The organism is Modestobacter sp. VKM Ac-2985, from assembly GCF_026967925.1.
Classification (GTDB): Bacteria; Actinomycetota; Actinomycetes; order Mycobacteriales; family Geodermatophilaceae; genus Modestobacter.
Genome location: NZ_JAPVBI010000002.1, coordinates 876,489 through 897,266 on the forward strand (window position 1 = coordinate 876,489; position 20,778 = coordinate 897,266).

Here is a 20,778-nt window from a genome sequence, read left to right on the forward strand (position 1 = left end):
AGACCCAGATGACTTCCCAGTTGGGACAGGAGACGCCGGTCGCCCGGGCCACGGCCCGGTTCGTCAGCGTCACCCCCATGAAGGCCCGCCGGGTGGTGGACATGATCCGCTACCTGCCGACCGACGAGGCACTGGCGCTGCTGCGCTTCACCCCGCAGACAGCCAGCGAGCCGGTGGCCAAGGTCGTCGCCAGCGCGGTTGCCAACGCCGAGCACAACCTGCAGTTGGACCCCGCAGCGCTGGTCGTCAGCGCCGCGTTCGTCGACGAGGGCCCCACGCTCAAGCGGATCCGTCCGCGAGCGCAGGGCCGGGCGTTCCGCATCAACAAGCGGACCAGCCACATCACCGTCGAGGTGACCGAGGTGAGCTCGAGCGCTGAGCTGGCCCTGCGGTCGCGCAAGGCACGTCGGGAGACCGGGCAGTCCGGCCCGGCCACCCAGCAGCAGAAGAGCAACACGAGGGGAGGGACCCGCTAGTGGGTCAGAAGGTCAACCCGCACGGGTTCCGGCTCGGCATCACCACCGACTACAAGTCCCGGTGGTACGCGGACAAGCTGTACGCCGACTACGTCAAGGAAGACGTGGCCATCCGGAAGCTCATGGGCAAGGGCATGGAGCGCGCCGGCATCTCGAAGGTGGAGATCGAGCGCACCCGTGACCGCGTCCGAGTGGACATCCACACCGCCCGGCCGGGCATCGTCATCGGTCGCCGTGGTGCGGAGGCCGACCGCATCCGCGGTGAGCTCGAGAAGCTCACCGGGAAGCAGGTGCAGCTGAACATCCTCGAGGTGAAGAACCCCGAGTCCGATGCGCAGCTGGTCGCCCAGGGTGTCGCCGAGCAGCTGTCCAGCCGCGTGAGCTTCCGTCGTGCCATGCGCAAGGCCATGCAGTCGGCGCAGCGCAGCCCGCAGGTCAAGGGCATCCGGGTGCAGTGCTCCGGTCGCCTCGGCGGCACGGAGATGAGCCGTTCGGAGTTCTACCGCGAGGGTCGCGTCCCGCTGCACACGCTGCGCGCGAACATCGACTACGGCATCTACGAGGCTCGCACGACCTTCGGCCGCATCGGCGTGAAGGTCTGGATCTACAAGGGTGACGCCAGCGGTTCGCGCGCCGAGCGGGAGGCCCTCGAGGCCCTCGCCCAGCGTCAGCAGCGCCGTGAGCGGGCCCAGCGTCCCCAGCGTCGGTCCGGCTCGTCCGGCACCACTGCCGGGGGCACCGAGGCCGGCCGCGCAGCGGCCGACGCCCCGGTCTCCACCGAGCAGCCGTCCGAGGCTCCCGCCGACGTCACCAGTGCCGTCGCCGTCGCCTCGGGTGAGGCTGCTCCCGCACAGAGCATCGGCGAGGCTGCCGGTGCTGAGGGCACCGCGGCTGCGAAGGCCGCCGGCGCCGAGAACACGGAGGGCTGACCAGTGCTCATCCCGCGTCGGGTCAAGCACCGCAAGCAGCACCACCCGGACCGGACCGGGCGGGCCAAGGGCGGCACCGCGATCAACTTCGGTGACTTCGCGATCCAGGCTCTCGAGCCCGCCTACGTGACGAACCGGCAGATCGAGTCCGCTCGTATCGCCATGACCCGTCACATCAAGCGTGGCGGGAAGGTGTGGATCTCGATCTACCCCGACCGTCCGCTGACCAAGAAGCCGGCCGAGACCCGCATGGGTTCCGGCAAGGGCTCGCCCGAGTGGTGGGTGGCGAACGTCAAGCCGGGTCGGATCATGTTCGAGCTGTCGGGTGTCGATGAGCCGGTGGCCCGCGAGGCCATGCGCCGCGCGATCCACAAGCTCCCCATGAAGTGCCGCTTCATCACTCGCGAAGGAGAGGTGTGATGGCCGCCGGCCTCACTGCGCCTGAGCTGCGCGAGCTGTCCGCCGACGAGCTGGCCACCCGGCTGCGCGAGTCGCGCGAAGAGCTGTTCAACCTGCGGTTCCAGGTGGCCACCGGCCAGCTGGACAACAACCGGCGACTGCAGACCGTCCGCCGCGACATCGCCCGGATCTACACGATCATGCGCGAGCGCGAGCTGGGTCTCTCGGTCGCCCCGAACGAGGGTGTCGCATGAGCGAGGTCACGAACACCAGCACCGAGACCTCGACCGGGCCCGGCCTGGCCGGGCGTGGCTACCGCAAGGTCCGGGAGGGCCTGGTGGTCAGCGACAAGATGGACAAGACCATCGTGGTCGAGGTCGAGGACCGTGTGAAGCACGGTCTCTACGGCAAGGTCCTGCGCCGCACGAGCAAGCTGAAGGCGCACGACGAGGAGAACACCGCCGGCATCGGCGACCGGGTGCAGATCATGGAGACGCGCCCCACCTCCGCCACCAAGCGGTGGCGTCTGGTGACGGTCGTGGAGAAGGCCAAGTAAGAAGTCGACAGCCGGCCCCTCGGGGTCGGTGAGCAGGGAGTACCCTGGACGACTGGCGCGCTCTTCGGGGCGCGCCACATCCCGGGACCCGTGCACGGACGCACCGCCGGCGATCGCTGCCGGTGCGTCCGCACGTGGGTACCGGACAGCCGGTTCACCGATCCGGTCCGGCTGTCACCACTCAGATTCAGGAGCAGGAAGTGATCCAGCAGGAGTCGCGGCTCAGGGTCGCCGACAACACCGGGGCCAAGGAGATCTTGTGCATCCGCGTGCTCGGTGGCTCGGGGCGTCGCTACGCGGGCATCGGTGACGTCATCGTCGCCACCGTCAAGGACGCGCTGCCGGGCGCAGGCGTCAAGAAGGGCGATGTGGTCAAGGCCGTCATCGTCCGCACGGTCAAGGAGCGCCGTCGTCCGGACGGTTCCTACATCCGCTTCGACGAGAACGCCGCGGTGATCATCCGCGACACCGGCGACCCGCGCGGCACGCGCATCTTCGGCCCGGTGGGCCGGGAGCTGCGCGACAAGCGCTTCATGCGGATCATCTCGCTCGCCCCGGAGGTGTTGTGATCATGGCTCAGCCGACGAGCGGGAAGACCCCGTCGATGAAGGTCAAGAAGGGCGACTCCGTCGTCGTCCTGGCCGGCAAGGACAAGGGTGCCAAGGGCCGCGTCATCGCGGCCTTCCCCCGGACCCAGAAGGTCCTGGTGGAGGGCATCGGCCGGGTGAAGAAGCACACCCGGATCAGCACCACCCAGCGCGGTGCCCAGCAGGGCGGGATCGTCACGCAGGAGGCCGCCATCCACGTGAGCAACGTGATGGTGATCGACTCCGAGGACAAGCCGACCCGGGTCGGTTACCGCAAGGACGAGGAAGGCCGCAACATCCGGGTCTCGCGGCGCACCGGTAAGGACCTCTGAACACCATGAGCGCACCCACCCGTGAGCTGCCCCGCATGCTGGCCCGGTACCGCGAGGAGATCGCGCCGGCCCTGCAGACCGAGTTCGGCTACCCCAACGTCATGCAGATCCCCGGTCTCGTGAAGATCGTGGTCAACATGGGCGTCGGCGAGGCCACCCGTGACGCCAAGCTGATGGACGGCGCGGTCCGTGACCTCACCGCCATCACCGGCCAGAAGCCCGCCGTCGTGCGGGCCCGCAAGTCCATCGCGCAGTTCAAGCTGCGCGAGGGCATGCCGATCGGCGCGAAGGTCACCCTCCGCGGCGACCGCATGTGGGAGTTCCTGGACCGGCTGCTGTCGCTGGCCCTGCCCCGCATCCGCGACTTCCGCGGCCTGAACCCCAAGCAGTTCGACGGCCACGGCAACTACACCTTCGGTCTGACCGAGCAGTCGATGTTCCGCGAGATCGACGTCGACAGGATCGACCGGCCCCGGGGCATGGACATCACCCTGGTGACCACCGCCACCACCGACGAGGAGGGCCGGGAGCTGCTGTCGCGGCTCGGGTTCCCCTTCGCCGGCCAGACCGTCGTGAACACCACCCGCTGACGCGGTCTGCGTAGAAGGTAGGAGACCAAGAGATGGCCAAGAAGGCCCTTGTCAACAAGGCGGCTCGCACGCCGAAGTTCGCCGTCCGCGGCTACACCCGCTGCCAGCGGTGCGGTCGTCCGCACGCGGTGTTCCGCAAGTTCGGCCTGTGCCGGATCTGCCTGCGGGAGATGGCCCACGCCGGCGAGCTGCCCGGCGTGACCAAGTCCAGCTGGTAACAGACGCAGTACGGCCCGCCCCGCACGGGGCGGGCCACTCGCTCCCGGGCACGCCCCGGAGCACAACCCACGTCGCCGAGAGGCCCGCGCACGACAGCGTGCGGAACCGCGGCGAGAGAGGCACGACGCACTCATGACGATGACCGACCCGATCGCGGACATGCTCACGCGGATCCGCAACGCCAACCAGGCGTACCACGACGCCGCGGCCATGCCGTCGTCGAAGCTCAAGACGAAGGTCGCCGAGATCCTCCAGCGGGAGGGTTACATCGGCGGCTGGACCGTCAACGACGTCGAGGTCGAAGGCCACGTCCGCAAGGAGCTCGTGGTCTCCCTCAAGTACGGCCCCAACCGCGAGCGCAGCATCGCCGGTGTCCGTCGGGTCTCCAAGCCCGGCCTGCGTGTCTACGCGAAGTCGACCGCCCTGCCCAAGGTCCTGGGCGGCCTCGGGGTGGCGATCATCTCCACCTCCACCGGGCTGCTGACCGACAAGCAGGCGAACAAGAAGGGCGTGGGTGGGGAAGTCCTCGCCTACGTCTGGTAAGAGGAGCGAGCAGACATGTCACGGATCGGACGACTCCCGATTCCGGTGCCGAGCGGGGTTGACGTCGCCATCGACGGGCGAACGGTCAACGTCTCCGGGCCGAAGGGGAAGCTCAGCCACACGGTGGCCGCTCCCATCACCGTCCAGCGCGGTGAGGAAGGGACCCTGCTGGTGCAGCGTCCCGACGACGAGCGGGAGAGCCGCGCGCTGCACGGCCTCTCGCGGACCCTCATCGCCAACATGATCACCGGCGTCACCCAGGGGTACGAGAAGACCCTGGAGATCGTCGGCGTCGGCTACCGCGTGCAGGCCCGCGGGTCGGACCTCGAGTTCGCCCTCGGCTTCAGCCACCCGGTGCTGGTCAAGGCCCCTGAGGGGATCGCCTTCACCGTCGAGGCCCCCACTCGCCTGCGGGTGAGCGGGATCGACAAGCAGCAGGTCGGCGAGGTCTCCGCCAAGATCCGCAAGATCCGTCGCCCCGACCCGTACAAGGGCAAGGGCGTGCGGTACCAGGGCGAGGTCATCAAGCGCAAGGTCGGGAAGACGGGCAAGTGATGGCACAGGCAGCCAAGACCGAGAAGGGTGTCCGGGTGCACAAGCCCGTCGGCACCGACGTCAGCACTGCGCGCCGCGTCTCGCGGCTGCGCCGGCACAACCGGTTGCGCAAGCGCGTCGGCGGTACGCCGGAGCGCCCGCGCCTGGTGGTCAAGCGCAGTTCGCGGCACATCCACGTCCAGGTGGTCGACGACACGGTGGGCCGTACCCTGGCCAGTGCGTCGACCATGGACGCCAGCCTGAAGGGCGCCGAGGGCGACAAGTCCGCCCTCGCCCGTCAGGTCGGTGCACTGGTCGCGGAGCGTGCCAAGGCCGCCGGGATCGCCGCCGTCGTGTTCGACCGCGGTGGCAACCGGTACGCCGGGCGCATCGCCGCCCTGGCGGACGGCGCCCGCGAAGGCGGGCTGGACTTCTGATGAGCACCATCACTGAGCAGATCGAGAGGGACGTCTGATGCCAGGACCACAGCGACGCGGCGGTGGCGCCGGCGGGACGGGTGGCCCCGGCGGTGCCGGCGGCGGCAACGACCGCCGTGACCGCCGCGACGGCGGCCGCGGCCCCGGCGGCGGTACCGCCGAGAAGAGCCAGTTCATCGAGCGCGTGGTGGCCATCAACCGCGTGTCCAAGGTCGTCAAGGGCGGTCGGCGCTTCAGCTTCACCGCGCTGGTGATCGTGGGAGACGGCAACGGCACCGTGGGTGTCGGGTACGGCAAGGCCAAGGAGGTGCCCGCGGCGATCGCCAAGGGCGTCGAGGAGGCCAAGAAGCACTTCTACAAGGTGCCCCGCATCGCCAGCACCATCCCGCACCCGGTGCAGGGTGAGGCGGCCGCCGGTGTCGTGCTGCTGAAGCCGGCCAGCCCGGGTACCGGTGTCATCGCCGGTGGTCCGGTGCGCGCCGTGCTCGAGTGCGCCGGCATCCACGACATCCTGTCCAAGAGCCTCGGGTCCTCGAACCCGATCAACATCGTCCACGCGACCATGCAGGCGCTGAAGGACCTCGTCCGTCCCGAGGAGATCGCGGCTCGCCGCGGTCTGCCCCTGGAGGACGTCGCCCCGGCCGCGATGCTGCGTGCGCGGGCCGGTCAGGGGGTCTGAGATGGCTCAGCTGAAGGTCACCCAGGTCAAGTCGGCCATCGGCACCAAGCCGAACCAGCGCCAGACGCTGCGTTCGCTCGGGCTGAAGCGGATCAACGACTCGGTCGTCCAGGAGGACCGTCCCGAGATCCGCGGGATGGTCGCGACGGTGCCGCACCTGGTCGCCGTCGAAGAGATCGTCTGAACGTCGGACGAGAAGGAACACTGACATGACTCTCAAGGTCCACCACCTGCGTCCGGCCCCGGGCGCCCACACCAAGAAGACCCGCGTGGGTCGTGGTGAGGGCTCCAAGGGCAAGACGGCCGGTCGCGGCACCAAGGGCTCCGGCGCTCGCGTGCAGGTCTCTGCCCGCTTCGAGGGTGGCCAGACCCCCCTCTTCATGCGACTGCCGAAGCTCTCCGGCTTCAAGAACAACAACAAGGTCGTCTTCCAGGTCGTCAACCTGGACCGGATCGCCTCCCTGTTCCCGCAGGGCGGGACCATCGACCCGGAGACGCTGGCCGACGCCGGTGCCATCCGTCGTGGTCAGCCGGTCAAGGTCCTCGGCACCGGCGAGCTGGGCGGGGTGAAGGTCGACGTGCAGGCGCACGCCTTCTCGAAGTCCGCCCAGGAGAAGATCGGCGCTGCCGGGGGCAGCACCACCCAGATCTGATCGTCGACGGCCCCCGGGGCGCGCACCCGAGCAGGGTGACTGCGCCCCGGGGGTCGTCTGCTGTCCGGTCGTGGACCGGGCCACGCCACACTCGTCCAGGTCCGCCGGACCCCGCTCGTGCCGTCCTCGTGGGACGGTGGCGGTGGGGATGTCGGCCGACGTTGATAACCTCACATGACCAACTCGGGGAGGGCACGTGCTGCAGGCGTTCGCCGCGGCGTTCCGGACGCCAGATCTCCGGCGCAAGCTGCTGTTCTCCCTGGCGCTGATCGCCGTCTACCGGCTCGGCGCCAGTGTCCCTGGCCCGGGTGTGTCCACCGAGGCGATCAACAGCTGCCTGGACCTGGCTGCGGCGTCCGATCAGCGCGACGTCTACTCGCTGGTGAACCTGTTCTCCGGTGGAGCACTGCTCCGGCTGTCGGTCTTCGCGCTCGGCATCATGCCGTACATCACCGCGAGCATCATCGTCCAGCTCCTGGTCGTGGTCATCCCGCGGTTCGAGCAGCTGAAGAAGGAAGGGCAGTCGGGTCAGGCCAAGCTGACCCAGTACACCCGCTACCTGACGATCGCGCTCGCCGTGCTGCAGAGCACCGGGATCATCGCCCTGGCCCGCAGCGGCCAGCTGTTCCCGAACTGCCCGCAGGACATCATCCCGTCGGACTCGGTGTGGACCACGGTCATCCTGGTCATCACGCTGACCGCCGGCACCGCCGTGATCATGTGGCTGGGCGAGCTGCTCACCGAGAAGGGGATCGGCAACGGCATGTCCGTGCTGATCTTCACCTCGATCGCCGCCCGGATCCCGGCCGAGGGCGGGGCGATCCTGCAGACCCGCGGCGCCTTCATCTTCGCCGTCGTCTGCGTCTTCGCCCTGGTGGTCATCGCCTCGGTGGTCTACGTCGAGCAGGCGCAACGCCGCATCCCGGTGCAGTACGCCAAGCGGATGGTCGGCCGCCGGATGTACGGCGGGACGTCGACCTACCTGCCGCTGAAGGTGAACCAGGCCGGCGTCATCCCGGTCATCTTCGCCTCGTCGCTGCTCTACCTGCCTCAGCTGCTCAGCCAGCTGCAGAGCGACTCGAGCGGCCCGGTCCGCCGGTTCTTCGAGAACTACGTGATCAACCAGAGCAGCCCGGTGCACATCGCCATCTACTTCGGGCTGATCATCTTCTTCACGTACTTCTACGTGTCGATCACGTTCAACCCCGAAGAGCGGGCCGATGACATGAAGCGGTACGGCGGCTTCATCCCGGGCATCCGTCCCGGCCGGCCCACCGCGGAGTACCTGCAGTACGTGCTGTCCCGGATCACCCTGCCGGGGTCGATCTACCTCGGGTTGGTGGCCGTGCTGCCCAACCTGTTCCTCTCGATCACCCAAGAGGGGCAGAACCAGAACTTCCCGTTCGGCGGGACCGCGGTGCTGATCATGGTGGGAGTGGGCTTGGAGACGGTGAAGCAGATCGAGACGCAGCTCAACCAGCGCAGCTACGAAGGGTTCCTCCGCTGATGCGCGTCGTGCTGCTGGGCCCTCCCGGGGCAGGCAAGGGGACCCAGGCGCAGGTCATCGCCGCTCGGCTTAGTGTGCCGGCGATCTCGACTGGCGACATCTTCCGCGCCAACGTCACCAGTCAGACCGACCTGGGCAAGCAGGCGAAGGCCTACATGGACGCCGGCGACCTGGTGCCCGACGAGATCACCGTCGCGATGGTCTCCGATCGACTGGCCGAGCCCGATGCCAAGGCAGGCTTCCTGCTCGACGGCTTCCCGCGCACCATCGCCCAGGCCGAGCAGCTGCGTGACTCGCTGGCGGAGATGGGGAACCGACTCGACCGCTGCTTGGAGCTCGTCGTCGACGAGGAGGAGCTCGTACGGCGGCTCTCCGGCCGGCGGGTGTCGGTCGACGGCGAGATGGTCCAGCGGGAGGACGACAAGCCCGAGACCGTGCGGCACCGGCTCGAGGTCTACCGGGAACAGACCGCGCCGTTGGCCGGGTTCTACGACGAGGTTGGGCTGCTCAGCCGGATCGATGCCATCGGGGAGATCGACGAGGTCACCCGACGCGCCCTGGAGGCGCTCGGCGCCGACGAGGCGCTGGCCGACGAGCCCGACGACGAGTCCGGGCGCTGACCCAGCGAGGTCGCGGTGCACGGTGACCGCGGTCCCGGGTGGGCGTCCTGGTTGCCGCTGCTGGCGAAGTGGAGTGGACGCATGATCCAGATCAAGACAGCGCACGAGATCGAGCTCATGCGCGCCTCCGGACTGGTCACCGCCGGGGCCCTCAAGGCAGTGCGCGCCGCCGTCCGGCCCGGGGTGACCACCGGTGAGCTCGACGCGATCGCCGAGGACCACATCCGGTCTTCCGGCGCTGTGCCGAACTTCCTGGGGTACCACGGGTTCACCGGCACCATCTGTGCGTCGGTCAACGACGAGGTGGTCCACGGGATCCCGAACCCCGACCGGACGCTGGTCGAGGGCGACAACATCTCGATCGACTGCGGCGCCATCCTCCAGGGCTGGCACAGCGACTCGGCCATCACCGTGTCCGTCGGTACACCGTCGGCAGCGGACGTGGCGCTCCTGGAGGTCACCGAGCGGTCGATGTGGGCCGGGCTCGCCAGGGCCGTCGCCGGTGGCCGGCTCACCGACATCAGCCACGCCGTGGAGGAGTCGATCACCGCGCACGAGCACCGGTACGGGATCGTCGACCACTACGGCGGGCACGGCATCGGCACGGAGATGCACCAGGACCCCCACGTGCTGAACTACGGGCGCCCGGGTCGTGGGCCGAAGCTGGTCCCCGGCCTGGCCCTCGCGATCGAGCCCATGGTCACCGTCGGCGACCCGGCCACCGTGGAGCTGGACGACGGCTGGACGGTCGTCACCAAGGACGGCTCCCGTGCCGCGCACTTCGAGCACAGTGTCGCCATCACGCCGGAGGGGCCCTGGGTCCTCACGGCGGAGGACGGTGGCCTGGCCGGTCTCGCACCCTTCGGGGTCACCCCCCGCTCCTGATCCGTGCTCTGGGCCCTCAGCCCGCGCCTGCCGACGCCGGCGGCGAGGAGGGGATGGTCACCACGGCCCGGGTTGGAGCCCGGGTGCGGTGGGGAGTACAGTGGCCGATGGCGTTCGCGCCGTCCGTCGTCGTGCTGTGGCCGTACGCCGTCGGACGCCCTCAGTGAGATCGCCCGTACCACCGCACCGTGTCCATCAGGTGCAGCCAGCAAGGAAACCCCGCACCACCGCCCGTGCCATCCCGGCATGGGCGCATGCAGTCTGATCGAACGAGGAGGCCGTGTAGGCGTGGCAAAGAAGGACGGGGCCATCGAGGTCGAGGGTCGTGTCGTCGAGCCGCTGCCCAACGCGATGTTCCGGGTCGAACTGCAGAACGGGCACCGGGTGCTCGCCCACATCAGCGGCAAGATGCGGCAGCACTACATCCGGATCCTGCCCGAGGACCGCGTGGTCGTAGAGCTGTCGCCCTACGACCTGACCCGCGGCCGCATCGTCTACCGCTACAAGTAACCCGCTGCCGGTCCGGGTCCCCACGTGGGTCCGGGGGTCGGCGCACGATCTACAGGAATGAGGGCGGCACCGGTGAAGGTCCAGCCGTCGGTGAAGAAGATCTGTGACAAGTGCAAGGTGATCCGCCGGCACGGCCGGGTCATGGTCATCTGCGAGAACGCCCGGCACAAGCAGCGCCAGGGCTGAGGGAGTACCTGACAATGGCACGACTTGCTGGCGTCGACCTTCCCCGCGAGAAGCGGATGGAGATCGCGCTCACCTACATCTACGGGATCGGGCCCACGTCGGCCAAGGCGACCCTTGCCGCAACGGGCGTCAGCCCGGACCTGCGGGCCAAGGACCTGACCGACGAGGACCTGCTCAAGCTGCGCGACTACATCGACGAGCACTTCCGCGTCGAGGGTGACCTGCGCCGTGAGGTGGCTGCCGACATCCGCCGCAAGGTGGAGATCGGTTGCTACCAGGGTCTGCGGCACCGCCGCGGCCTGCCGGTGCACGGTCAGCGCACCAAGACGAACGCGCGCTCGAGCAAGGGCCCGCGCAAGACCATCGCGGGCAAGAAGAAGGCCCGCTGATCTCAGCACGTCGGCGCACCGTCGCGGGTCCGTAGGGCCGGACCGGCGGTGCGCCTGAGCAGGACCGTCCCCTCGGCTAGGACCGGGTGGGCGACCAGGCCACGAACACAGACTCAGACCGGAGAGAGATGCCTCCCAGGGCTCGCGCGGCAGCTGGCACCAAGAAGGTGCGCCGCAAGGAGAAGAAGAACGTCGCTCACGGCGCGGCGCACATCAAGAGCACCTTCAACAACACGATCGTGTCGATCACTGACCCCACGGGCAACGTGATCAGCTGGGCCTCGGCCGGGCACGTCGGGTTCAAGGGCTCCCGCAAGTCCACGCCGTTCGCGGCGCAGATGGCTGCGGAGAACGCCGCCCGCAAGGCGCAGGAGCACGGCATGCGCAAGGTCGACGTCTTCGTCAAGGGCCCGGGCTCCGGTCGGGAGACCGCGATCCGCTCGCTGCAGGCCACCGGCCTCGAAGTGGGTCAGATCCAGGACGTGACGCCCCAGCCGCACAACGGCTGCCGCCCCAAGAAGCGCCGCCGGGTCTGACCGGTCACTGACGAGACGAAGAAGGTAGATACACGTGGCCCGTTACACCGGAGCCGATTGCCGCCTGTGCCGGCGCGAGAAGATGAAGCTGTTCCTCAAGGGCAGCAAGTGCGAGTCCCCGAAGTGCCCGATCGAGATCCGGCCCTACCCGCCGGGTGAGCACGGCCGGGGTCGCAGCAAGGACAGCGAGTACCTGCTCCAGCTTCGTGAGAAGCAGAAGGCCCGCCGCATCTACGGCGTGCTGGAGAAGCAGTTCCGCGGTTACTACGAAGAGGCGAACAAGAAGTCGGGCAAGACCGGTGAGGTCCTGCTGCAGATCCTCGAGTCCCGCCTCGACAACGTGGTCTACCGGGCCGGCTTCGCCGAGTCCCGCGACATGGCGCGCCAGCTGGTGCGTCACGGCCACATCAAGGTCAACGGTCGCAAGGTCGACATCCCGTCCTACCGGGTGAGCGCCAACGACATCCTCGAGGTGGCTGCGAAGTCCGCCGAGATGGTGCCGTTCCAGCTCGCCCAGGCCAAGGCCGGCTCTCGTCCGGTGCCGCCGTGGCTGGAGGTCATCTCCTCGCAGCTGAAGGTGTTGGTCCACAACATCCCGGCGCGCCAGGTGATCGACACCCCGGTCCAGGAGCAGCTGATCGTCGAGCTCTACTCGAAGTAGCAACACCCCCTCGCCCCCCAGGCCGCGTTCCGCGCGGCCTGGGGGGCGAGGAAGCCCCACGGCGGGACGGGCGGACCGATGTCCGTCCCGCCGGCACCACCCCCTCACGGCGTCATATGGCGGGTGCCGGAGGACCTGAAGGAGAACCATGCTCATCGCACAGCGTCCGACCCTCGCCGAGGAGACCATCGACGCCCAGCGCTCACGGTTCGTCATCGAGCCGCTCGAGCCGGGTTTCGGTTACACCCTCGGCAACTCGCTTCGTCGCACCCTGCTGTCCTCGATCCCCGGCGCTGCTGTCACCAGCATCCGGATCGAGGGCACCCTGCACGAGTTCACCACCGTGCCGGGGGTCAAGGAGGACGTCACCGAGATCATCCTGAACCTCAAGGGCCTCGTGGTCAGCTCCGACTCCGACGAGCCGGTGACCATGTACCTGCGCAAGCAGGGGCCGGGTGAGGTCACCGCAGCCGACATCGCGCCGCCGGCCGGTGTCGAGGTGCACAACCCAGACATGCACATCGCCACGCTGAACGCGAAGGGCCGGCTCGAGATCGAGCTGGTCGTCGAGCGTGGCCGCGGTTACGTGCCGGCCACCCAGAACAAGCAGCCCGGCCAGGAGATCGGCCGCATCCCCGTCGACTCCATCTACTCGCCGGTCCTCAAGGTGACGTACGCGGTCGAGGCCACCCGTGTCGAGCAGCGCACCGACTTCGACCGCCTGGTGGTCGACGTCGAGACGAAGCCGTCGATGGAGCCCCGCGACGCCATCGCCAGCGCCGGTTCGACGCTGGTCGAGCTCTTCGGCCTGCTGCGCGAGCTGAACATCGACGCCGAGGGCATCGAGGTCGGGCCCAGCCCGGCCGAGGCCGCCGACATCGCCAACTTCTCGATGCCCATCGAGGACATGGACCTCACCGTGCGGTCCTACAACTGCCTCAAGCGCGAGGGCGTGCACACCGTCGGTGAGCTCGTCACCCGCTCCGAGGCGGACCTCCTCGACATCCGGAACTTCGGTGCCAAGTCGATCGACGAGGTCAAGCTCAAGCTCGCCGCGATGGGCCTGGCGCTGAAGGACAGCCCGCCCGGGTTCGTCCCCACCTCGGTGGAGAGCTACGACGAGGGCTACGAGACCGACGCCTACCAGGGCGACGCGGCCTTCGGGGACCCGGCGACGCTGGACGAGGGCACCTACCAGGAGACCGAGCAGCTCTGACGAAGGACCCCGCTGCACCCCGCCGCGCGTTCGCGCGCGGCGGGCCCCTGCAGCGGGGCCGCACCGGGGCCGCCACACTGGGCCCAGACGTAGCACCGCGATGGACGATGCAGCCGGCAACAGCCCGCCCGGCCGCCTGAGGAAGGACCGACATGCCCACCCCCACAAAGGGCCCCCGTCTCGGCGGCTCCCCCGCGCACGAGCGGCTGATGCTGGCCAACATGGCCACCTCGCTGTTCGAGCACGGGCGGATCACCACCACCGAGGCCAAGGCCAAGCGGCTGCGGCCGCTGGCCGAGAAGCTGGTCACCTTCGCCAAGCGCGGTGACCTGCACGCCCGTCGGCAGGTGCTGACGACGATCCGGGACAAGGACGTCGTGCACCACCTGTTCGCCGAGATCGGCCCGCGCTTCGCGGACCGTCCCGGTGGCTACACGCGCATCGTCAAGGTCGGTCCCCGCAAGGGCGACAACGCACCCATGGCGATCATCGAGCTGGTCGAGGGCCAGACGGTGGCGCAGCAGGCCGTCGGCGAGGCCGAGCGTGCCCGTGGCACCCGGTTCGCGGCCGGCGCCGGCGCGTCGGCAGCCGCCGGCGAGGTGACCGCGGACGCGGTCGCCACGGACACCGACGAGTCCGCCGAGGCCGAGGAGGTCGTCACCGACGTCTTCGTGCCCGACGGCGAGCGCCAGGACGACGGCGACGTCACCCCGGAGCCGACGTCGGAGAACCTCGCCGTCGTCGACGACCCGACGCTCAGCCCCGACGTGGCCGCTGCGGCCGCTGCCGAGGTGGAGGCCGCCGAGACCACCGACGCGGCCACCGCGGGCGCCCAGGCCCCCGGTGGCGAGCCGGCCACCGACCCGAAGTGAGGTGAGACCGTCTCCGACGGTCCACCCCATGCAGGACGTGCACGCTGACGAGCCCGCCACCGTTCTCGGTGGCGGGCTCGTCCGCGTCCGGCTGGGCATCTCCTACGACGGGACGGCACTGCACGGCTGGGCCCGCCAGCCGGGCCTGCGCACCGTGCAGGGGGAGCTGGAGCTGGCCCTGGCCACCGTGCTGCGGGCGGACGTGGACCTCACCGTGGCCGGTCGTACGGACGCCGGCGTGCACGCCACCGGTCAGGTGGCCCACACCGACCTGCCGGGGGAGCTCTTCGCCGGACACCAGGACCGGCTGCTGCGGCGGTTACGGGGCGTCCTGGCGCCGGACATCGCCGTGACCGCAGCGGAGGCGGTCACGGCCGACTTCGACGCGCGCTTCTCCGCGTTGGCCCGGCACTACGTGTACCGGCTGACCGATGCCGACGCCGGGCCGCCCCCGCTGCGCCGGGCCGACACCGTCGGTTGGTCGCGCCGGGTCGACGCCGACGCGATGCAGGTGGCGGCGCGACTGCTGCTCGGGCAGCAGGACTTCGCCGCCTTCTGCCGTCGACGCGAGGGGGCGACGACGATCCGCACCCTGCTCGCCCTGGACGTGCAGCGGGACGGCGACCTGGTGCAGGTCCATGCCTCGGCCGACGCCTTCTGTCACTCGATGGTGCGCAGCCTCGTCGGCGCCCTCGGCGCCGTGGGCGAGGGACGGCGGCCCCCGGAGTGGCCGGCGTCCCTGCTCAGCCGGAGCGAGCGGGCCAGTGACGTGCCCGTCGCCCCGGCCGGCGGCCTGACGTTGCTGCGGGTCGACTACCCGGACGACGCCGAGCTCGCGGCCCGCGCACGGGTGACCCGGGCGAAGCGCAGCTGACGGACGTCAGCCGTGCGCCGGCGACCGGCCGTCAGGGGAGGGCGCTGACCGCCTCGGCGATCGGGGTGTCTCCGGTGAGCAGCTCCACCACGGTGCCGTCCTTCGGATCGTCGAGCAGGGCCACCAGGACGGCGGCGACGTCGTCGCGCGGCACCTCGCCGCGGTCGGTGGTGTGCTCCAGTCGCACCCGGCCGGTGCCGGGGTCGTCGGTCAGGCTGCCGGGACGGATCACCATGGGGGACAGGCCCTCGCGGGAGAGCACGTGCTCCTCGGCGGCCAGCTTGGCGCGCAGGTAGGCGACGAAGACCTCGTCCATGTCCTCCGGGGGTGCGTCGCCGGCCACCATCTCGACGCCGATCGAGGAGATCAGCAGGTAGGGGCGGACGCCGGCGGCGACGGCCGCGTCTGCCAGCAGCACGGCGGCGCCGCGGTCGACCGAGTCCTTGCGCTCGATCCCGCTGTCCGGGCCACCGCCGGCGGCGAACACCACGGCGTCGGCGCCGGAGACGACGGCGGCCAGCTCCTCCACCGAGGCCTGCTCCAGGTCCAGCACCACCGGTTCGACCCCGTCGGCCTCCAGGTCGGCACGGTGGTCGGGGTTCCTGATGATGCCGACGGCGGTGTCCCCCCGCTGGCTCAGCAATCGGCCGAGGCGGCGGGCGATCTTCCCATGGGCTCCTGCTGTGACAACGCGCATGGTGCGGGGCTACCCGGGGCCGGCCGCTCCCACGCAGGCCGGCTCCGTGGCGAACGGCTCACTCGCTGGTCGGTGCGGCGCGAGCGCGGGCGCGGGCCAGGTCCGCCGGGGTGTCGCAGTCGGTCCACGGCGCCGGGCGACCGGGCGTCGTCCCCGGCCGGTGGCGGTGCACCGAGAGCGGGGACAGGACGGCCCGCAGCGGGGTGTGCGGGCGGGGGTCCCGGAGGGCGTCGCGCAGGGCCGCGGTCCGCCAGACGCCGAGCAGGAGCTGGTCCCGGCCGGTGTCGTCGACCACCAGCACGCCGTCCTCGGCCAGCTGCCGGCGCAGGACGGTGACCAGGTCGCGGGTGAGGAAGGGCAGGTCGGCGGCGAGGACGGCGACCACCTCGGCGTCCCCGACCGCGGCGAGCCCGGCGGCGAGCGCGGGCACCGGACCGCCACCGGCGGGGACCTCGCGGACGAGCACGACGCCCGCGGGGACGGGCTGGGGCGGTCCGACCACGACGACCGGGTCGGCGTCCCGGACGGCGGCCAGGACGGCGGCGAGCATGGTGCGTCCGCCGACGTCCAGCTGCGGTTTGGGCTGCCCGCCGAGCCGGGCTGCCCGGCCGCCGGCCAGCACGACGGCCGCGAAGGGCGGGAGCGAGCTCATGGCCGCCAACGGTAGGGCGCGGCCGATGAGTACCGTCATCGGCGTGGGACGAGTCACCAGCCGCACCCCGGTGCTGCGCATCCGAGGCGCCGTGCACACCCGACGGCCTGACACGGTCGCCTCCGAGGAGCCGCTGGAGATCCGGCTGGGCGGCACCCCGCTCGCGGTGACGATGCGGACCCCCGGCGACGACTTCGACCTCGTGCACGGCTTCCTGACCACCGAGGGCGTGATCGCCTCGGCCGCGGACATCGCCGGGCTGCGGTACTGCAACTCCGTCGACGACGAGGGCCGCAACACCTACAACGTCGTCGACGTCGACCTGGCGCCCGGCGTCGAGGCCCCGGACACCGCGCTGGACCGGAACTTCTACACGACCAGCTCCTGCGGGGTCTGCGGCAAGGCCAGCATCGACGCGATCCGGACGAAGACCGCCTACGACGTGGCCGCCGACGACACCCGGCTGACCCTGGCGACGCTGCTCGCGCTGCCGGACCGGCTGCGCGCCGCCCAGCAGGTGTTCGACAAGACCGGGGGCCTGCACGCCGCCGGCCTGTTCACCGCTGCGGGCGAGATGGTCGCGCTGCGCGAGGACGTGGGCCGGCACAACGCGGTGGACAAGGTGGTCGGCGACGCGGTGCGCGAGGGCCGGGTGCCGCTGGCCGGGCACGTGCTGATGGTGAGCGGCCGCTCGTCCTTCGAGCTCACCCAGAAGGCGGCGATGGCCGCGGTACCCGTGCTGGCGGCGGTGTCAGCACCGAGCTCGCTGGCCGTGGAGCTGGCCCAGGAGGTCGGCATCACCCTGATCGGCTTCCTCCGTGGCGACGGCTGCAACGTCTACACCCACCCCGAGCGCCTGGTGCTGGACTAGCGCGGGTCGTTCGTCAGTGGTCCCCGCCGCGCAACTGGCTGACCACGTGCGGCAGGAGCGGCCCGAGGACGGCCAGGCCGTCGCGGACCCCGCCGGTGGAGCCGGGCAGGTTGACGATCAGGGTGCGGCCGGCGGTGCCGGCCACCCCACGGGACAGCACCGACGTGGGCACCGTGCCCTCGCCGTACCGGCGCACCGCCTCGGCGATGCCGGGGGCCTCGCGCTCCAGCACCGAGCGGGTCGCCTCGGGTGTGACGTCGGTGGGCGAGAGCCCGGTGCCGCCGGTGGTGAGGACGACGTCGGCCCCGCCGGCCACCGCCTCCCGCAGCACCGCGGTGAGCGCGTCGACGTCGTCCGGGCGCACGTGCGGGCCCTCCACGGTGAAGCCGAGGCCGCGCAGCCCGTCGGCGAGCGCCTGCCCGGAGCGGTCCTCGTAGACCCCGGCCGAGGCGCGGTTGGAGGCGGTGAGCACGACGGCCCGGGCGTCGGCCGGCAGGTCGGAGCTCATCGGGTCCAGTCGCCCTTCTTGCCGCCGGACTTGGCGAGCAGCCGGACGTCGGTGATGCAGGCGCGCGGGTCGACGGCCTTCACCATGTCGATCACGGTGAGCCCGGCGACGGCGACCGACGTGAGCGCCTCCATCTCCACGCCGGTGCGGTCCGCGGTGCGGGCGGTGGCGGTGATCTCCACGGCGTCGTCGGTCACCTCGAGGTCGACGGTCACGCCGTGCAACGCGATCGGGTGGCACAGCGGGATCAGGTCGGGCGTGCGCTTGGCCCCGGCGATCCCGGCGATCCGGGCCACCGCGATGGCGTCGCCCTTGGGCACCCCGGTGCCGCGCAGCAGCGCGACCACCTCGGGGCTGACCAGCACCCGGCCGGCGGCGGTGGCCACCCGCGCGGTGACCGCCTTGGCGGTGACGTCGACCATCCGGGCGGCGCCGGTCTCGTCGACGTGGGTCAGCCGGGGCGGGCCGCCGGGAGGGGTGCTCACTGGAGTGCTCCTTCGATCAGGACGACGGTGATCTCGGCGCCCGCGGGCAGGTCGGTGACGTCCTCGGGGACGACGACCAGGCAGTTGGCGCGAGCGAGGTGGGCGACCAGGTGCGAGCCGGGCCCGCCCACCTGGTCGACGACCGCGCCGTCGAACCAGCCGCGGAGGAACTGCCGACGGCCGGCGGGGGAGCGCAGCGGGGCGGTGAGCCGGGCGGTGGTGCGCAGCCGGTCGGGGGAGGCGTGGCCGAGCGCGCGGCGCAGCGCGGGCCGGACGAAGACCTCGAAGGAGACGAACGAGCTCACCGGGTTGCCGGGCAGCGTGATGACCGGGACGCCGTCGACGGTGCCGGCGCCCTGCGGGCCGCCCGGCTGCATGGCGACCTTGCCGAACTCGACCGTGCCCAGCCCGGCGAAGGCGTCCTTGACGACCTCGTAGGCGCCGGCGCTGACCCCGCCGCTGGTGACCAGCAGGTCGGCGTCCGGCAGTTCGGCGCGCACGGTGCTGAGGAACTGCTCCACGTCGTCGGGCACGAAGTGCAGCGTCCGGGCCTCGCCGCCCGCCTCGGTGACGGCGGCGGCCAACAGCACAGAGTTGGACTCGTAGATCTGGCCCGGCTGCAGCGGGCGACCCGGTTCGACGAGCTCGCTGCCGGTGGAGAGGACCAGCACCCGGGGGCGACGTCGCACCGGCACGGTGTCGTACCCGACCGCGGCGGCGAGCCCCAGCTGGGCCGCGCCGAGCGCGGTGCCGGCGGGCAGGGCCAGCTCCCCGGCCCGGATGTCCTCCCCGGCGTGCCGCAGGTGGGTGCCGGCCGGAGGGGAGGAGCTGATGGTGACGACGTCGGTGCCGGCGTCGGTGCGCTCGACGGGGACGATCACGTCGGCGCCCTCGGGCACCGGGGCACCGGTCATGATGCGGTGCACCGTGCCGGCCAGCAGGGGCGGCACGTCGGTGCGCCCGGCCGGCAGGTCGGCACCGACCGGCAGCCGGACGGGGGCGTCCGCGGTGGCCGCCCCGACCTCGGCGTGCCGCGCGGCGTAGCCGTCCATCGCGGAGTTGTCGAAGCCGGGCAGGGCCACCCGCGCGGTCAGGTCGCGGGCGAGCACCCGTCCGGCGGCCGAGGCGAGCGGGACGTCCTCGACCGGCAGCGGGGCGAGCAGCCCGGCGACCGCTGCCTGGTGTTCCTCGACGGTGCGCACGCCGCCCATCCTCACCGATGCCCAGCCAGCGCGTCGCGGCGCGGGCCGGGACGGCACCGGTTCCGGCCGTGCACGGCGGGTGGTCGCACGACCGAGCGCGAGCGGGCAGGCTGGCCGGTGACCGACGCCGCGCGCCCGGCGCAGCGCGGACGAGGAGGAAGCGTGCCAGTTCCGGAGGGCCCCGCCGTCGTCGTCGGCCAGGTGGGCCGGGACCTCGTGCTGGAGGTCGACCGGCTGCCGGACGGCGGGCGGAGCACCGACGTCCGCCGACGCCGGGAGCTGCTCGGCGGCAAGGGCGCGAACCAGGGCGTCGCGATGGCGCAGCTGGGCTGGCCGGTCGCGCTGGTCGGGGTGCTCGGCGACGACCCGCCGGGTGACCTCGTCCTGGCCCAGGCGGTCGCCGACGGCCTGTGGGTCTCCGGGGTGGCCCGCCGCCACGGTGCCGAGACCGCCCTGCTGGTCGACCTAGTGGAGGCCGACGGCACCCGGCGGCTGCTGGAGGACGTGCCGGCGGCCACCCTGCTGACCGCCGCCGACGTGGAGGCGGCCGCGCCCTCGTTCGCGCGGGCGTCCGCCGTCCTCCTCCAGCTGCAGCAGCCGGGGGCCGCGATCCGCGCCGCGCTGGCGCGGGCTCCCCGGGGCGCGCTGACGGTCGCCGACGGCGCGCCGCCGGACGACGAGACCCGGGACGCGCTGCTGGGTCGGGTCCAGCTCCTGCGGGCCGACCTGGTCGAGGCCGGGCTGTGGGTGGACGGCGAGCTGGACGGGCCGGCCGACGTCCGCGATGCAGCCCACCAGCTGTGCGCGGCCGGTCCGCGGGTGGTCTGCCTGGCGACCGGGGAGGACGGCGACCTGACGGTGTGGCGGGAGCCCGGTGGCCGGCTGCGCGAGGAGCTGGTGCCGCTGCTCGGCCCGGCGCCGGTCGACCCGACCGGCGCCGGGGACAGCGTGGTGGCGGCGTTCACCGTCGCACTGCTGCGCGGAGCGGACCCGGGGACGGCGGCCTGGCAGGCGGGAGCCGCTGCGGCCCTGACCGTGGACCGGCTCGGCGGGCGGCCCGCGCTGGACGCGGGGGAGGTCGCCGGCCTGGCCGCGGAGTGCCGGGAGCGCGGCGGTGCGGGCCGCTGACCCGTCGCGCTAGCGTTCACCGGGACACGAGGCGGACGCAGAGGT

33 protein-coding genes are annotated in these 20,778 nt (G+C 71.5%); 28 read left to right on the plus strand and 5 right to left on the minus strand.

The genetic code is table 11. The features are described from left to right. Positions 1–8 precede the first annotated feature (8 nt). The 26 genes from rplV to truA all read left to right on the plus strand — a co-directional run bounded on the left by rplV (position 9) and on the right by truA (position 15,190). A complete protein-coding gene (rplV, locus tag O2V61_RS13480; RefSeq protein WP_164699905.1) occupies positions 9–476 on the plus strand; it encodes a 50S ribosomal protein L22 in 468 nt (155 codons plus the stop codon). After that, positions 476–1,405, plus strand: a complete 930-nt coding sequence (gene rpsC / locus O2V61_RS13485) for a 30S ribosomal protein S3 (protein ID WP_269183803.1) — start codon at positions 476–478, stop codon at positions 1,403–1,405. Before rplV ends, rpsC begins: the two co-directional genes overlap by 1 nt. Positions 1,406–1,408: 3 nt before the next feature. Further along, positions 1,409–1,825, plus strand: coding sequence for a 50S ribosomal protein L16 (gene rplP / locus O2V61_RS13490; protein ID WP_269170512.1), 417 nt, complete (start codon positions 1,409–1,411; stop codon positions 1,823–1,825). Beyond that, positions 1,825–2,058 (plus strand): 50S ribosomal protein L29, encoded by a 234-nt coding sequence (gene rpmC / locus O2V61_RS13495; RefSeq protein ID WP_014742850.1) that lies wholly within the window; start codon positions 1,825–1,827, stop codon positions 2,056–2,058. Before rplP ends, rpmC begins: the two co-directional genes overlap by 1 nt. Then, a complete protein-coding gene (gene rpsQ, locus O2V61_RS13500; protein WP_269183804.1) occupies positions 2,055–2,360 on the plus strand; it encodes a 30S ribosomal protein S17 in 306 nt (101 codons plus the stop codon). Before rpmC ends, rpsQ begins: the two co-directional genes overlap by 4 nt. 200 nt (positions 2,361–2,560) lie before the next feature. Then, complete coding sequence (gene rplN / locus O2V61_RS13505; RefSeq protein ID WP_222050071.1) at positions 2,561–2,929, plus strand: 50S ribosomal protein L14; 369 nt, start codon at positions 2,561–2,563, stop codon at positions 2,927–2,929. A 2-nt stretch (positions 2,930–2,931) separates the two neighbouring features. Beyond that, the gene (gene rplX, locus O2V61_RS13510) at positions 2,932–3,279 is read left to right on the plus strand and encodes a 50S ribosomal protein L24 (protein WP_442928849.1); all 348 of its coding nucleotides are present in this window, start codon (positions 2,932–2,934) and stop codon (positions 3,277–3,279) included. 5 nt (positions 3,280–3,284) lie between these two features. Continuing rightward, positions 3,285–3,869 (plus strand): 50S ribosomal protein L5, encoded by a 585-nt coding sequence (gene rplE / locus O2V61_RS13515; protein WP_331254224.1) that lies wholly within the window; start codon positions 3,285–3,287, stop codon positions 3,867–3,869. Positions 3,870–3,901: 32 nt separating this feature from the next. Further along, the gene (locus tag O2V61_RS13520) at positions 3,902–4,087 is read left to right on the plus strand and encodes a type Z 30S ribosomal protein S14 (protein WP_036334286.1); all 186 of its coding nucleotides are present in this window, start codon (positions 3,902–3,904) and stop codon (positions 4,085–4,087) included. A gap of 139 nt (positions 4,088–4,226) precedes the next feature. Continuing rightward, positions 4,227–4,631, plus strand: a complete 405-nt coding sequence (rpsH, locus tag O2V61_RS13525) for a 30S ribosomal protein S8 (RefSeq protein ID WP_442929175.1) — start codon at positions 4,227–4,229, stop codon at positions 4,629–4,631. Positions 4,632–4,646: 15 nt separating this feature from the next. Beyond that, complete coding sequence (gene rplF, locus O2V61_RS13530) at positions 4,647–5,186, plus strand: 50S ribosomal protein L6 (RefSeq protein ID WP_269183806.1); 540 nt, start codon at positions 4,647–4,649, stop codon at positions 5,184–5,186. Beyond that, the gene (gene rplR / locus O2V61_RS13535) at positions 5,186–5,602 is read left to right on the plus strand and encodes a 50S ribosomal protein L18 (protein ID WP_081975217.1); all 417 of its coding nucleotides are present in this window, start codon (positions 5,186–5,188) and stop codon (positions 5,600–5,602) included. Before rplF ends, rplR begins: the two co-directional genes overlap by 1 nt. 37 nt (positions 5,603–5,639) lie before the next feature. Then, on the plus strand, positions 5,640–6,281 hold the full coding sequence (rpsE, locus tag O2V61_RS13540) for a 30S ribosomal protein S5 (RefSeq protein WP_036334292.1): 642 nt from the start codon (positions 5,640–5,642) through the stop codon (positions 6,279–6,281). A 1-nt stretch (position 6,282) separates the two neighbouring features. After that, positions 6,283–6,465, plus strand: a complete 183-nt coding sequence (gene rpmD, locus O2V61_RS13545; RefSeq protein ID WP_164699904.1) for a 50S ribosomal protein L30 — start codon at positions 6,283–6,285, stop codon at positions 6,463–6,465. 25 nt (positions 6,466–6,490) lie between these two features. After that, positions 6,491–6,934 carry a 50S ribosomal protein L15 gene (gene rplO, locus O2V61_RS13550; RefSeq protein ID WP_269183807.1) on the plus strand — a complete coding sequence of 148 codons (444 nt, stop codon included), beginning with the start codon at positions 6,491–6,493 and terminating at the stop codon, positions 6,932–6,934. Positions 6,935–7,130: 196 nt separating this feature from the next. Continuing rightward, on the plus strand, positions 7,131–8,441 hold the full coding sequence (gene secY, locus O2V61_RS13555; RefSeq protein WP_269159165.1) for a preprotein translocase subunit SecY: 1,311 nt from the start codon (positions 7,131–7,133) through the stop codon (positions 8,439–8,441). Continuing rightward, positions 8,441–9,061 (plus strand): adenylate kinase, encoded by a 621-nt coding sequence (locus tag O2V61_RS13560; RefSeq protein WP_269183808.1) that lies wholly within the window; start codon positions 8,441–8,443, stop codon positions 9,059–9,061. Before secY ends, O2V61_RS13560 begins: the two co-directional genes overlap by 1 nt. Positions 9,062–9,142: 81 nt before the next feature. Continuing rightward, positions 9,143–9,946: a type I methionyl aminopeptidase gene (gene map, locus O2V61_RS13565; RefSeq protein WP_269183809.1), complete on the plus strand. Its 804-nt coding sequence runs from the start codon at positions 9,143–9,145 to the stop codon at positions 9,944–9,946. A 288-nt stretch (positions 9,947–10,234) separates the two neighbouring features. Next, on the plus strand, positions 10,235–10,456 hold the full coding sequence (infA, locus tag O2V61_RS13570) for a translation initiation factor IF-1 (RefSeq protein ID WP_012950459.1): 222 nt from the start codon (positions 10,235–10,237) through the stop codon (positions 10,454–10,456). A gap of 72 nt (positions 10,457–10,528) precedes the next feature. Then, entirely contained in the window at positions 10,529–10,642 is a 114-nt protein-coding gene (rpmJ, locus tag O2V61_RS13575; RefSeq protein WP_014742835.1) for a 50S ribosomal protein L36, read from the plus strand. A 14-nt stretch (positions 10,643–10,656) separates the two neighbouring features. Then, positions 10,657–11,031 (plus strand): 30S ribosomal protein S13, encoded by a 375-nt coding sequence (rpsM, locus tag O2V61_RS13580; RefSeq protein WP_036334299.1) that lies wholly within the window; start codon positions 10,657–10,659, stop codon positions 11,029–11,031. A 128-nt stretch (positions 11,032–11,159) separates the two neighbouring features. Beyond that, the gene (gene rpsK / locus O2V61_RS13585; protein WP_026844840.1) at positions 11,160–11,567 is read left to right on the plus strand and encodes a 30S ribosomal protein S11; all 408 of its coding nucleotides are present in this window, start codon (positions 11,160–11,162) and stop codon (positions 11,565–11,567) included. A gap of 34 nt (positions 11,568–11,601) precedes the next feature. Further along, entirely contained in the window at positions 11,602–12,228 is a 627-nt protein-coding gene (gene rpsD, locus O2V61_RS13590) for a 30S ribosomal protein S4 (RefSeq protein ID WP_269159168.1), read from the plus strand. 148 nt (positions 12,229–12,376) lie between these two features. Continuing rightward, positions 12,377–13,444, plus strand: coding sequence for a DNA-directed RNA polymerase subunit alpha (locus O2V61_RS13595; protein ID WP_269183810.1), 1,068 nt, complete (start codon positions 12,377–12,379; stop codon positions 13,442–13,444). A gap of 152 nt (positions 13,445–13,596) precedes the next feature. After that, on the plus strand, positions 13,597–14,316 hold the full coding sequence (gene rplQ / locus O2V61_RS22435) for a 50S ribosomal protein L17 (protein ID WP_442928912.1): 720 nt from the start codon (positions 13,597–13,599) through the stop codon (positions 14,314–14,316). A gap of 28 nt (positions 14,317–14,344) precedes the next feature. Beyond that, positions 14,345–15,190, plus strand: a complete 846-nt coding sequence (gene truA / locus O2V61_RS13605) for a tRNA pseudouridine(38-40) synthase TruA (protein ID WP_269183811.1) — start codon at positions 14,345–14,347, stop codon at positions 15,188–15,190. Positions 15,191–15,221: 31 nt separating this feature from the next. Here the strand turns inward: truA and O2V61_RS13610 are convergent, their stop codons facing one another. Both O2V61_RS13610 and mobA read right to left on the minus strand, forming a co-directional pair. Further along, positions 15,222–15,887 carry an NAD(P)H-binding protein gene (locus tag O2V61_RS13610; RefSeq protein WP_269183812.1) on the minus strand — a complete coding sequence of 222 codons (666 nt, stop codon included), beginning with the start codon at positions 15,885–15,887 and terminating at the stop codon, positions 15,222–15,224. A gap of 58 nt (positions 15,888–15,945) precedes the next feature. Then, entirely contained in the window at positions 15,946–16,539 is a 594-nt protein-coding gene (mobA, locus tag O2V61_RS13615; RefSeq protein WP_269183813.1) for a molybdenum cofactor guanylyltransferase, read from the minus strand. Between the two features lie 43 nt (positions 16,540–16,582). Here mobA and fdhD point away from each other — a divergent pair, with 43 nt between their 5' ends. Further along, the gene (fdhD, locus tag O2V61_RS13620) at positions 16,583–17,410 is read left to right on the plus strand and encodes a formate dehydrogenase accessory sulfurtransferase FdhD (RefSeq protein WP_269183814.1); all 828 of its coding nucleotides are present in this window, start codon (positions 16,583–16,585) and stop codon (positions 17,408–17,410) included. A 13-nt stretch (positions 17,411–17,423) separates the two neighbouring features. Here the strand turns inward: fdhD and O2V61_RS13625 are convergent, their stop codons facing one another. Genes O2V61_RS13625 through moeA form a run of 3 tightly spaced genes read right to left on the minus strand, consistent with a single transcriptional unit; the run spans position 17,424 to position 19,605 of the window. Further along, positions 17,424–17,918: a MogA/MoaB family molybdenum cofactor biosynthesis protein gene (locus O2V61_RS13625; protein ID WP_269183815.1), complete on the minus strand. Its 495-nt coding sequence runs from the start codon at positions 17,916–17,918 to the stop codon at positions 17,424–17,426. Continuing rightward, entirely contained in the window at positions 17,915–18,403 is a 489-nt protein-coding gene (gene moaC, locus O2V61_RS13630) for a cyclic pyranopterin monophosphate synthase MoaC (RefSeq protein ID WP_269183816.1), read from the minus strand. Before moaC ends, O2V61_RS13625 begins: the two co-directional genes overlap by 4 nt. Continuing rightward, positions 18,400–19,605, minus strand: coding sequence for a molybdopterin molybdotransferase MoeA (gene moeA, locus O2V61_RS13635; RefSeq protein ID WP_269183817.1), 1,206 nt, complete (start codon positions 19,603–19,605; stop codon positions 18,400–18,402). Before moeA ends, moaC begins: the two co-directional genes overlap by 4 nt. A 162-nt stretch (positions 19,606–19,767) precedes the next feature. Here moeA and O2V61_RS13640 point away from each other — a divergent pair, with 162 nt between their 5' ends. Next, a complete protein-coding gene (locus O2V61_RS13640) occupies positions 19,768–20,733 on the plus strand; it encodes a PfkB family carbohydrate kinase (protein ID WP_269183818.1) in 966 nt (321 codons plus the stop codon). Positions 20,734–20,778: the final 45 nt, after the last annotated feature.

Excerpts from the sequence above, each read along its gene's own strand:
- rpmD (WP_164699904.1), top strand. The coding sequence starts at position 6,283 with ATGGCTCAGCTGAAGGTCACCCAGGTCAAGTCGGCCATCGGCACCAAG.
- rplF (WP_269183806.1), top strand. The coding sequence starts at position 4,647 with ATGTCACGGATCGGACGACTCCCGATTCCGGTGCCGAGCGGGGTTGAC.
- O2V61_RS13520 (WP_036334286.1), top strand. The coding sequence starts at position 3,902 with ATGGCCAAGAAGGCCCTTGTCAACAAGGCGGCTCGCACGCCGAAGTTC.
- rpsK (WP_026844840.1), top strand. The coding sequence starts at position 11,160 with ATGCCTCCCAGGGCTCGCGCGGCAGCTGGCACCAAGAAGGTGCGCCGC.
- O2V61_RS13625 (WP_269183815.1), bottom strand. The coding sequence starts at position 17,918 with ATGAGCTCCGACCTGCCGGCCGACGCCCGGGCCGTCGTGCTCACCGCC.
- rplV (WP_164699905.1), top strand. The coding sequence starts at position 9 with ATGACTTCCCAGTTGGGACAGGAGACGCCGGTCGCCCGGGCCACGGCC.
- rpmC (WP_014742850.1), top strand. The coding sequence starts at position 1,825 with ATGGCCGCCGGCCTCACTGCGCCTGAGCTGCGCGAGCTGTCCGCCGAC.
- truA (WP_269183811.1), top strand. The coding sequence starts at position 14,345 with ATGCAGGACGTGCACGCTGACGAGCCCGCCACCGTTCTCGGTGGCGGG.
- map (WP_269183809.1), top strand. The coding sequence starts at position 9,143 with ATGATCCAGATCAAGACAGCGCACGAGATCGAGCTCATGCGCGCCTCC.
- mobA (WP_269183813.1), bottom strand. The coding sequence starts at position 16,539 with ATGAGCTCGCTCCCGCCCTTCGCGGCCGTCGTGCTGGCCGGCGGCCGG.
- rplE (WP_331254224.1), top strand. The coding sequence starts at position 3,285 with ATGAGCGCACCCACCCGTGAGCTGCCCCGCATGCTGGCCCGGTACCGC.
- rpsQ (WP_269183804.1), top strand. The coding sequence starts at position 2,055 with ATGAGCGAGGTCACGAACACCAGCACCGAGACCTCGACCGGGCCCGGC.
- O2V61_RS13595 (WP_269183810.1), top strand. The coding sequence starts at position 12,377 with ATGCTCATCGCACAGCGTCCGACCCTCGCCGAGGAGACCATCGACGCC.
- rplX (WP_442928849.1), top strand. The coding sequence starts at position 2,932 with ATGGCTCAGCCGACGAGCGGGAAGACCCCGTCGATGAAGGTCAAGAAG.
- rplQ (WP_442928912.1), top strand. The coding sequence starts at position 13,597 with ATGCCCACCCCCACAAAGGGCCCCCGTCTCGGCGGCTCCCCCGCGCAC.
- O2V61_RS13610 (WP_269183812.1), bottom strand. The coding sequence starts at position 15,887 with ATGCGCGTTGTCACAGCAGGAGCCCATGGGAAGATCGCCCGCCGCCTC.
- rpsH (WP_442929175.1), top strand. The coding sequence starts at position 4,227 with ATGACCGACCCGATCGCGGACATGCTCACGCGGATCCGCAACGCCAAC.
- rplR (WP_081975217.1), top strand. The coding sequence starts at position 5,186 with ATGGCACAGGCAGCCAAGACCGAGAAGGGTGTCCGGGTGCACAAGCCC.
- rpsE (WP_036334292.1), top strand. The coding sequence starts at position 5,640 with ATGCCAGGACCACAGCGACGCGGCGGTGGCGCCGGCGGGACGGGTGGC.
- rplO (WP_269183807.1), top strand. The coding sequence starts at position 6,491 with ATGACTCTCAAGGTCCACCACCTGCGTCCGGCCCCGGGCGCCCACACC.
- rpsM (WP_036334299.1), top strand. The coding sequence starts at position 10,657 with ATGGCACGACTTGCTGGCGTCGACCTTCCCCGCGAGAAGCGGATGGAG.
- O2V61_RS13560 (WP_269183808.1), top strand. The coding sequence starts at position 8,441 with ATGCGCGTCGTGCTGCTGGGCCCTCCCGGGGCAGGCAAGGGGACCCAG.